At 38.3% G+C, this 11,183-nt stretch carries 4 protein-coding genes and 2 tRNA genes; 4 read left to right on the top strand and 2 right to left on the bottom strand.

Annotation, left to right across the window (positions count from 1 at the left end; translation table 11 throughout):
* Positions 1-1,833: endonuclease MutS2 (locus ACKI5B_RS06960; protein ID WP_407427176.1), on the bottom strand; the 1,833-nt coding region annotated here is incomplete at its 3' end.
* Positions 1,834-1,842: 9 nt separating this feature from the next.
* The gene (gene rsgA, locus ACKI5B_RS06955; RefSeq protein WP_407427174.1) at positions 1,843-2,829 is read right to left on the bottom strand and encodes a ribosome small subunit-dependent GTPase A; all 987 of its coding nucleotides are present in this window, start codon (positions 2,827-2,829) and stop codon (positions 1,843-1,845) included.
* Positions 2,830-2,917: 88 nt separating this feature from the next.
* Between rsgA and ACKI5B_RS06950 the strand changes: the two genes are divergently transcribed.
* The 4 genes from ACKI5B_RS06950 to ACKI5B_RS06935 all read left to right on the top strand — a co-directional run bounded on the left by ACKI5B_RS06950 (position 2,918) and on the right by ACKI5B_RS06935 (position 11,172).
* Positions 2,918-8,539, top strand: coding sequence for an alpha-2-macroglobulin (locus tag ACKI5B_RS06950; RefSeq protein ID WP_407427172.1), 5,622 nt, complete (start codon positions 2,918-2,920; stop codon positions 8,537-8,539).
* 9 nt (positions 8,540-8,548) lie between these two features.
* On the top strand, positions 8,549-10,912 hold the full coding sequence (gene pbpC / locus ACKI5B_RS06945; RefSeq protein ID WP_407427170.1) for a penicillin-binding protein 1C: 2,364 nt from the start codon (positions 8,549-8,551) through the stop codon (positions 10,910-10,912).
* An 84-nt stretch (positions 10,913-10,996) separates the two neighbouring features.
* A tRNA-Gln gene (locus tag ACKI5B_RS06940) sits at positions 10,997-11,067 on the top strand.
* Positions 11,068-11,099: 32 nt separating this feature from the next.
* Positions 11,100-11,172, top strand: a tRNA-Glu gene (locus ACKI5B_RS06935).
* Positions 11,173-11,183 lie beyond the last annotated feature (11 nt).

The following is an 11,183-nucleotide window of genomic DNA, read 5'->3' as shown; positions in this document are numbered from 1 at the left end:
CATTTTGAGAGTTTTTTCGCGTGTAATTTCACCTTCACGAAGTTCACGCACAAGGTTTTCGAGTGTTTTTCTTGTTTCGCGTAAAAATCTTGATTCTTCCCGCGATTCTCTTTCTTTAAGCTCGTTTTCTTTCTGACGGAGTCGAAGGTCTTTCTGCTCAAGTTTTGCCGTTTTTTCTTTCTGCCGGTTTTCTGTATCAGAAAATTCTTTTTCACGTCTGTTTAGTTCTGCGTGTTTTTGTGTAAGGCCTTTGATAAGGGTAGAAACGTCTGCCTGCTGGTTTGTAAGGTAGCTTTTTGCTTTTGCAACTACGTTAGAAGGAAGACCTGAGCGTTTTGCAATGTCTAAGGCATGGCTTTCACCCGGAACACCCATTACGATTTTGTAAGTCGGGGCTAAAGACTTTGAATCAAATTCCGCACTTGCGTTTATGCATGAAGGAGTGGTGTAGCCGTAATTTTTGAGACTTCCATGGTGTGTTGTAACTAATACAAAGGCGTTTTTTTCAATTAAAGAATCAAGACATGCCATTGCAACAGCACCGCCTTCCTGCGGGTCAGTTCCGCCGCCGAATTCGTCTAAAAGGACGAGGGAACTGCTGTCTGCATGTTTTACTGCGGCTGCAATGTTTTTCATGTGTGCACTGAATGTTGAAAGCGAATTGTCGATTGACTGGTCATCACCGATATCAGCAAAAATTGAATTAAAGACAGGAAGGCGGGTGCCGTCACTTGCCGGAACCGGAAAGCCTGACTGGTTGAGCATGGAAAGAAGTGCAAATGTTTTTAAGGTGACTGTTTTTCCGCCTGTGTTCGGGCCTGTTATAATCAGAACATTTTTCCCTGGAAGCCATTTTATGTCGATTGGAACGGCTTTTTCGCCGAGCAGAGGATGCCGTGCCTGAATCAATACTGGAAAATCTTCTTCGCTTCTGGAACAGTTGTGTGCGTAATTGCAGAGATTTTCTGAGCCCCATCTGGCAGGTGCATAGGTAGAGTCAAAAAGCGTCATCGTTTTAAGGGCTGATTTTAAATCATCGTAAAGCGGATGGAGAAGGAATGTTGTTTCTTTAAAGATTTTTTTTGTTTCCTGCGCCAGACGGGCTTCTTCCTGTAAAAGTTCATTGTTTTTGCGTACGACTTCTTCAGGTTCAATAAAAAGAGTCTGGCCTGAAGTTGAAACTTCGTGAACGATACCGGAGATTCTGTTTCTCTGGCTTGCTTTTACCGCCAGAACCTGCCTGTCCGCCCTGAATGCCGGTACATTACTTTCTAGAACTGAATTGAGGGAAGTGTCGCTTGTGTATTTTTTGAGCGCAGCTTTGATTTCAGTATTGATCTGAGCGATTTTTGCCCGTATTTCACGCAGTACAGGCAAATCTTTAAGGTTTCCGTCCTTGTCTAAAATGCGCGAAATAATCGAAACAGAGTTCTCGAGTGCTGTGTAGGGAAGAGTTTCTGCAAGATCGAGCAGATTTTTAAGGGAAAGTTCTGCCGATGAAGTTTTAACAGAAGAATATAAATCGAGTGCAGAGTTTGCAAAAAGGTAGAGTGCGTAAAGCTGCTGTTGTTCAAGAGTTGTGCCTTCAGCCTGCAAAAGTTTTAAAAACGAATAAATTTCCGGCCATGAGTGAAGGCGCACTGGATTTTTAGATTGAACGGCTTTCTGCCACTGGGAAGAAAGAGTTTTAAGAGAGTTTATTTCTTCTGTGTCTTTCTGAGTAAAAGGTTCCCGCCTTAAAAGCGCATTCTTTCCCTCTTCGCTTACGCAAAAGTTTGCAATAGTGTCACGGATTCTGTAATAATCAAGCTGTTCGAGTGTTCTTTTGTGCATTCTTATTTTTTAGTCTTCCCACGAACCTGTTTTAATTTCTTCGCGGATACGCTGCCAGCTTTCAAATCTCTCTTCGCTTATTACCCCTGCCTGAACTGCCTCTAAGATTTTGCAGCCCGGTTCTGTTTCGTGCCGGCAGTTTGTGCCGAATTTACAGGTGCCAATTAATTTTTCCATTTCAGGAAAGTAGAGTGCAAGATCGTCGGCTTCAATGTCATTTAAGACAAACCTGCGCACTCCAGGAGTGTCGATTATTGAGGCATACACGTTCTGAATACCACCGACTATTGATTCGTTGAGGCGGATGTGCATGAGTGTGCCTTTTGTTGTTGTGTGGGAACCTTTTCCATATTTTTTGCTTAAACTTCCTGTTTTTAAGACACAGGTATCATCCAAGACATTTACAAGGGAAGATTTTCCGATTCCGGACTGACCGACTAAAGCACTTAATTTTCCTGTAATCAGTTCTGCAAGTTCACGAAGACCTTCGCCTGTTTTTGCAGAAAGGCGCAGAACTTTATAGCCGGCATCTTCCCAGATTGTAAGACGGCTCTGAAAATCCGGATCCTGAGCTTCCGGTAAATCATATTTGTTTACAACAATAATCGGAGTAAGATTCTGATATTCTGCCTGTACAAGCTCACGGTCAATGAATCGCGGGCGGAATTCAGGTTCACCCGGAGTAGTTACTAAAATAATGTAATCAAGATTTGCTGCTAAAAGCTGGGGTGCACGGCCTTTTATGTTCCATCTTAAAAAAGCATTTTTGCGTGGAATTAATGAAAGAATCAGACCTTTTTTGTCTTCCTGATTTTCAATTTCCAGCTGAACCCGGTCTCCGGGCGCTAAAGGATTGTAATAACGGGTATCTAGTTTGAGCCGTTTGCTTTTAAATGAGCATGAACGTAATATGTGGTTACCGTCATCGTCTGTATCGTCACATTCAATTTCAAAAATATTGTTGCTTCCGCTTAAAACTGTGCCTTCTAACTGCATATTTTTATATTCTAAGGGAGAAAATAGTAATTTGCAAGTTGTTGTCTTTATGTTAGAATAATTTATCCAAAAAAAATGGAGTTTTTATATGAAAAAAAATGTTGTTTTCATTTCTGTTCTTCTTTCAATTTTTGCTTTTGTTACTTTTTCCTGCAAAGAAAAAACAGAAAAAGTGTTTGTAGAGTACGGTGTTTACAAGCCGAGTGTTGCTTACAATGCTGATGGTGCAATCGATACACTTTATGTTGAATTCGGCGGTTCGGTTTCAAGACTTGATTTAACCGATAAAGAAATACCAGATGATGGAGAAGAAGGCAGTTTAATCGAAATTTCTCCTGCAATTCCCGGTAAGTGGCGCTGGAGTTCTGATTCAGCATTAGTTTTTAAGCCTGAAGAACGCTGGCAGCTTGGAACTACATATAAAGTCAAAATGAATCAAAAGATTTTCTCTGATAATGTCCGCGTTAATAACGATTTTTCATTTAAAACAGACGGGTTTGAAATTACTCTTTCTGATATTGAATTTTACATAAATCCGGAAAATCCTTCAGAAAAGCGGGTTACAGCTTCCTTTTCTGCAAGCCATCCGATTGAAAAAGAAGGTTTTGAGAAATTCATTTCTATGGAAATGAAAGTTGTTGGTGAAAAAGGCAGTTCTTCAACTAAAAAAGTTGATTACACTGTTTCCTGGAGTAAAGATTCCCGTGAAGTATATCTTGTAAGTGATTTGATTCCGATTCCGCCAAAAACTTCTACTTTTACAGTAAAACGCTCTTCAGGAATTAAAACAACTTTCGGCGGTACGGATAAAATGAGCGGAAGTTATCCGGTTGAAATTCCAGGCATGACCGATTATGTAAAAATTAATGAAATTTCTCACAGCCTTATAAAAAACGAGGCGCAGAATTATGATCAGATTATAAGTGTTGAAACAAAAGGTCAGGTAAGCGGTGAAGAGCTGCTTTCCCATATGGAAGTTTTTGTGCTTCCAAAAGATAAGCCGGAAGAGCAGGGATTTCAGGAACAGAAAAATTACGACTGGGAGTGGTCAGAAAAGGATGTTTTTACAGATTTAGTAAAATCACAGTCTAAAAAAATTGAAGCAGAACTTATTCCGACTGCAGAAAATGCAGTAACATTAAATAATTTTATCATCAAAGCTCCTGAAAGTTCTTATATTTTTGTGCGTTTTACAGGCACAATCAGCTTTTTAGGCGGATATAAACTTTCCTGTCTTGATGATTATCCGTATGCCTTTATTCAGGTAAAATCTTATCCGGTTGAACTTGGAATTCTTTCTGAAGGCACGATTCTTTCGCTTTCAGGAAGCCGAAAAATGGCGCTTTCTTCCAGGGGTGTTTCAAAAGTACGCTACACACTGTCAAGAATCATGCCGAAGGATGTAAATCATCTGGTTTCGATGTCAAACGGTGATATGAAGAATTTCCGTTTTGATTCATACAGTTTTGATGAAGACAATATTTCTGAAAAAGAATATGCAGTTTATAATGTTCCCGGATGGTCTAAAGAAAAGGTTTCATATTTTTCATTTGATTTTTCTTCTCACCTTACGCCAAACCCCGGAAAAAATCTTTCAAACGGGCTCTTTCTCTTTGAAGTTGAAGATTATTCCAATAATAGAGCAGATTATTATTCTAAGAAAGATAAAAGACTAATCCTTGTTACAGATCTTGGCTTTATTGTAAAAAGAAATCCTGACGGTACCAAAGATGTTTTTGTGCAGTCAATTTCAAGCGGAAATCCTGTTTCAAATGCTCAGGTTCAGATTGTCGGCTTAAACGGAAATGCAATTGTTTCGACCTATACTGATTCTACAGGGCACGCAAATCTTCCAAAAACTACATCAGATGTTTACAGAGACGAACATGCTCCTACAGCATACATTGTAAAAACTTCCGGTGATCTTTCGTTTATGCCTTATTCAGAACGCGGAAGAAGCCTGGATTATTCGAATTACAATATTGGCGGTGAATACGGAAGTGACAATCCTGCAAAAATTAATGCATATATGTTCTCTGACCGCGGAATGTACAGACCTGGAGATACTGTACATATTGGTTTAATTGCAAAATCCGGTGACTGGAACAAAAATTTAAAAAATCTTCCTCTTGAATGTGAAGTCAGGGATTCTAAAAATTCCGTTCTGTATACAAATCAGTTTCAGCTTTCAGCAGCCGGTTTTGAAGAAATTACTTTTGCAACAAAAGATTATTCACCGACTGGTGTCTATGATGTAAATCTCTATATTCTTCGTGAGAGAAACGGTAAAACAGAGAGAGACTTCCTTTCATCAACCTCTGTAAAAATCGAAGAGTTTCAGCCGGACACTTTAAAAATTTCTACGACTTTTGAGCCAATTCCAAATGGTGGCTGGATAAATCCTCAGGTTTTGAAAGGAAATGTAAATCTTAAAAATCTGTTTGGCACTCCGGCAAGTAAAAATGATGTAAAGGCCCAGATGAATCTTTATCCGGGATTTCCTGTTTTAAGAAAATATTCTGATTATTATTTTTCTGATCCGTTCTCAAAAACAAATTCGTATGAACAGTTTTTAGGTACACAGCAGACAGATGAAAATGGAGATGCCAGCTTCGAACTGGATGTCAATAAATTTGAAAAAGCGACTTACCGCCTTGAGTTTTATGCAGAAGGCTTTGAAAAAGAAAGCGGACGTTCTGTTTCTCAAATGGCAAGCCTTTATGTTTCGCCTCTAAAGTATTTAATTGGTTATAAATCGGACGGTTCACTTTCATATATCAATAAAAATACAAAACGAAAACTTTCATTTATCGCAATCGACCAGAATCTCAACAAAATCGATTTAAATGATGTTACTGTCAAAATAGAAGAAATCAAATATATTTCCACTCTGGTAAAGCAGCCTAACGGTCTTTTTAAGTATCAGTCGGTTAAAAAAGCTTATCCTCTTTCCAGTCAGATTGTCTCAATTTCTAAAAACGGTACAGATTTCTTTGTTCCTTCAGAAACAGCAGGTGAATTTAAAATCACACTTGTTGATTCAGAAGGTCTTGTATTCAATACAATTAACTGTACTGTTATAGGTGAGGAAAATTCTTCACGAAGCCTTACCCGCACAGCGGAACTTGAATTAAAGCTTGAAAAATCTGATCTGGCTGGCGGAGAAACGGCAAAAATCTTTATCAAAGCTCCTTATGCGGGATTCGGCTTAATTACGGTTGAACGGGATAAGGTTTATTCATGGAAGTGGTTTAAAACGAATGAACTTTCAAGCGTTCAGACAATTCAAATTCCTCAAAATATTGAAGGTAATGCTTATATCAATGTAATGTTTACCAGAAATCCTTCCTCTGATGAAATTTTTATGAGTCCGTTCTGTTACGGGGCAGTTCCGTTTACACTGGATAAATCTGGCCGGACAAACAGAATAAGTCTTGATTTTAAGGATGAAATTAAATCCGGGGAAGACCTTACAATCAATTATTCTTCAAGTGATGAAGGTAAAATCGTAATTTTTGCCGTTGATGAAGGAATTTTACAGGTCGCAAAATACAAAACACCTGATCCGCTTTCCTTCTTTTTTAAAAAACGTGCACTTGAAGTAAGCACTTCTCAGATTCTTGATCTGATTCTTCCTGAATTTGAAGTTTTAAAAACTATGAGTGCAACCGGTGGCGGTGCAAGTATGGATGCTCTTTCCAGAAATTTAAATCCGTTCAAACGGAAACAGAATGCACCGGTTGCTTACTGGTCCGGAATAATCGAAACTGGTAAAGAAAAGCGCAGTGTTACTTATCATGTGCCGGATTATTTTAACGGGACTTTACGGATAATGGCAGTTGCTGTTTCTAATGGTACAGTGGGTGCATCCCAGTCATCGGCTGTGGCTGCAAATACATTTGTAATTTCTCCGAATGCCCCACTTGCAGTAAGTCCTTCTGATGAATTTGATGTGAGTGTTACAGTTACAAATAATCACAAAGGCAGCGGTACAAAAAATAAAATCACTTTAAAGGCTGAAGTCAGCAGTAATCTTGAAATTTTAAATGAAAAATCTGCTGCACTTGTTATTGATGAAGGAAAAGATGAAACTGTTTCATTTAAACTCAGGGCAAAAAATGAGCTTGGAGGCGCTGAAATCAAGTTTACTGCTTCTGATTCCAGTGAAAACTCATCTCTTTCAAGTACTTTAAGTGTACGTCCGAGTATGCCGTATCAAATCTGGATAAAATCAGGCAGAACAGAAAAACAGGAAATTTCTACAGATGTAAAACGAAATCTTTATAGTGAGTTTGCTGAGCGGAAGGCTTCTGTTTCAAATGCACCTGCAGGATTTATTGATGGACTTGATTTCTATCTTGAAAAATATCCATACGGATGCTCGGAGCAGGTTACAAGTAAAGCATATCCGTATCTTTATGAAGATTTTGTAAAAGCCGGTCACAAAACACACGCAGATGCTCAAAAAATGGTAAGTGATACACTCAGTATTTTACAGTCACGCATGCTGAGCGATGGAAATATCGGATACTGGACAAATAAAAGTAAAGCTCAGTCTGAAATCACGCTGTATTGTGCTGAATTTTTGACAGATGCGAAAAAACACGGCTTTTTTGTGCCGCAAACTTTCTTTAACAGAGTTATGGAAGCCGTAAAATCAATCGCAGATTCTTCAAAAGATGACTCATTCTCAATTTTACAGCGTTCTTATGCAATTTATATTCTTACCAAAAACGAAATTGTTACGACAAATTATATCGAGAAACTTGAAGGAGATTTAAATCGCAGAAATTATACTGCAACTGAGTATGAAGGATTATATCTGGCTGCTAGTTATGCAATGCTTAAACAGGATAAAAAAGCCAATGCTATTTTAGGTAAAATTAACCGTAAAAAGACATTTGATTCTTCATGGATTTTTCATAACGGTCTGCATTATGTTTCAACTTACATTGAAATAATAGCATGCTATTTCCCTGAGAGGATTTCAGATATAAAAGCAAATCAGATTGACTATCTTTGTGAACATCTTGAATCTGCTTATTACAACACATATTCTGTTTCAGCTGCAATCAGGGCATTTGAAAGCTATTCTTCTGTTGAAAAAGCCGGCATTTATGAGATTTATGAAATTAACGGTAAGGAAGAGACATCTCTTTCTCTTGAAGGAACTGCTGTACTTAAGGGAAAATTTTCTCCAAAAGCAGAAAAACTTTCATTCCGTACAGACAAAAAAATGCCTCTTTTCTATCAGACTGTAATTGCGGGATTTGAAACAGAAATTCCTTCAAAGGAAATAAAAGAGGGTCTTGAAATAAGCCGCGAATTTACTAATCTGGACGGTAAAAAAATTATTTCTGTAAAGACAGGGGATGATATTCTTGTAAAAATTTCTTACCGCAGCCAGAAGGGAAGAGTTTACAATGTTGCTGTAGTAGATATGCTTTGCGCTGGTCTGGAAGCTGATATCGAATCAATACGTACGAATAAATACAATAAAAATCCGTCTGCTGATTATGTTGATATTCGTGAAGACCGTGTTGTCATTTATACAACTGTCACCGATAAAGTTACAACCTTTACATATAAGGCAAAAGCTGCAAGTTCAGGAAAGTTTACGGTTCCTCCGCTTTTTGCAGAATCAATGTACAACAAAGATATACGTGCATTAAAACCGCAGGAAGCAGTTACAATCGAAAAAATGAACTGATTTTTCTGAATGTCTAAAAAACAACTGACTGCCGTTATCGCTTTTTCCTTCTCGTTTATTTTTCTGCATTTTGCGGTAATGGCGCGTGTTTTTTATGAAAAAATTAACGGCAATATTTTTTCTGATGTTGAATTTTCCGCAGCTTTTTCAGACAGAAACGGAGAACTTCTGCAGGTTTTTCTCACGTCTGATGATAAATTCAGAATTTACCGGCCTCTTTCAGATTTTCCGCCGGACTTTATTGAGGCAGTTTTACTTCAGGAAGACAGATATTTTTATTCTCATAAAGGAGTTAATCCTGTTGCAGTTTTTAAAGCCGGAATTGAAACCTATATAAAAAAATCCCGTCGTATGGGAGCCTCTACAATCACTATGCAGACGGCAAAATTAAAGTATCATCTGTACACAAAATCAATTTACGGTAAATTGAAACAGATTTTTCTTGCCCTCTACCTTGAATTCTGCTATTCAAAAAACGAAATCCTTGAATTTTACATGAATCTTGCTCCATGCGGTTCGAATATCGAAGGTTTTGAAACCGCAGGCTGGTATTATTTTGGAAAATCAATCAGGAATCTCAATTTTTCAGAAAATATCATGCTGGCAGTTCTTCCGCAAAATCCTGTGAAACGTTCTCCCGCTGTAAACCGTACTCCGGCTGAGCTCATTGAAGCGCGTAAAGTTCTCTTCAGCCGGTGGATTGAAAATCATCCTGAAGATCAGGACAAAGAATCTTTTATGGATATGCAGATGTCAACCGTCTGCCGTTTCCCGGATGAAGCACGACATTTTTGTGAGATGATCTATTATGGAAAAGACGGACGAAAGCCGCTTCAGTATCAGAAACATCAAAAAATCATAAAAACAACTTTAGATTTATCTCTTCAAAAACAATGCGAAGAGATTTTTGAAAATTATATTAATCAAAACCGTCATTTTGGCGTTGAAAACGGTGCTGTTCTGCTTCTTGACTGGAAAAATATGGATATTGTTGCAAATATCGGTTCAGCTTCCTATTATGATGATTCAATCCAGGGGCAGGTTAATGCAACGACTTCAAAACGCTCGCCAGGTTCTGCTTTAAAACCATTTATTTATGCACTGGCTTTGCAGGAAGGACTAATTCATTATGGCACAATGCTGAAAGATACACCGGTTACTTTTAATGAATATTCACCGGATAATTACGGAAGTGTTTTTAAAGGTCCTGTAAAGGCATGGTTTGCCTTAACTGACAGCCGGAATATTCCTGCAATTGCATTAAACCGTGATTTATCACAGCGGGATTTATATGATTTTATGCTTGAAGCCAATGTTTCCGGATTAAAAGAAAAATCTCATTACGGGCTTTCAATTGTTCTCGGTACGGCAGAAGTTACAATGCTTGAACTTGCAGAAATGTATGCAACTCTTACTAATAACGGAATATACAAAGAAATTAATCCGCTTTATTCAATAAAAAAAGACACCGGTAAACGGCTTTTGACTGCAGAAAGTGCCTTTATCACTCGAAAAATGCTTGAAGAAAATGTTCCTCCATATCAGTATAAGCCAAAAGAGTTTACAGATGTAAAAATCGGCTATAAGACAGGAACTTCTATTGGTTTTAAGGACAGCTGGAGTGTCGGAATTTTTGACCGCTATATCATTGTAGTCTGGATTGGTAATTTTGACGGACATGGAAATAATTCTTTTTTGGGAAGAACAATGGCGGCTCCGCTTTTGTTTAATCTTGCTTATCATTTACTTTCTGAACTTCCAGCAGAGCAGAGGCTTAAACCTGAGATTCCGCCTAAAAATGCAGTTCAGGTAAAGGTATGTTCTGTTTCGGGGGCTATTCCGACTGAAGCCTGTGAAGAAACTGAATGGAGCTGGTTTATTCCTGGTGTATCGCCGATTACAAGCTGCAAAATTCACAGAAAAATTAATATCGATACAAGAACAGGCTACAGAACAGATGATTTTGGAAAACCGTATATAAAAACTATTGTCCGTGAATTCTGGCCGACTGATTTACAGAATCTTTTTGCTCAGGCTGGTCTTCCCAGATTGAAACCGCCGGAATATCCTGACAATGATTTTAATTATAATGCTAAGTCACAGGGCTTTCCTCCTGAAATTGTTTCTCCTATGACGCGAACTGACTATGTATTCAGAAAAACTGACAAAAGACGTAATAAAATTCTTCTTTATGCTGTAAGCGATGCTGATGTTTCAGAATTGTTGTGGTACTGTGGAAGTGATTATATTGGACGGTGTAATCCTGGAAAAACACTTGAATGGATACCGGAACCTGGAAATTATACAGTTACTGTCTGTGACCAGAAAGGTCGTAGTGACAGTGTGAATATCTCCATTGTCGAAGTAGAATAAAAAAAACAAATTATTTTTGAAATTTTTTCGATTTGTCTATTGACATAAAATGATGATTTCTATATATTTATTCATACATTGCATTCCCCGATTGTGTAATGGTAGCACCTCAGATTCTGGTTCTGATTGTGGGGGTTCGAATCCTCCTTGGGGAACTTTCGCTGACGGAAAGGTCAGCGTTTTTTTTGGCCGCTTCGAATATCGGTTTAGTTCGCCGCCCTCTCAAGGCGGAGAGACGGGTTCGACTCCCGTAGTGGCTATTGACCTCCTG

This window comes from Treponema sp. (assembly GCF_045657965.1).
Classification (GTDB): domain Bacteria; phylum Spirochaetota; class Spirochaetia; order Treponematales; family Treponemataceae; genus Treponema_D.
This window is presented reverse-complemented; position numbering and strand designations above follow the sequence as displayed.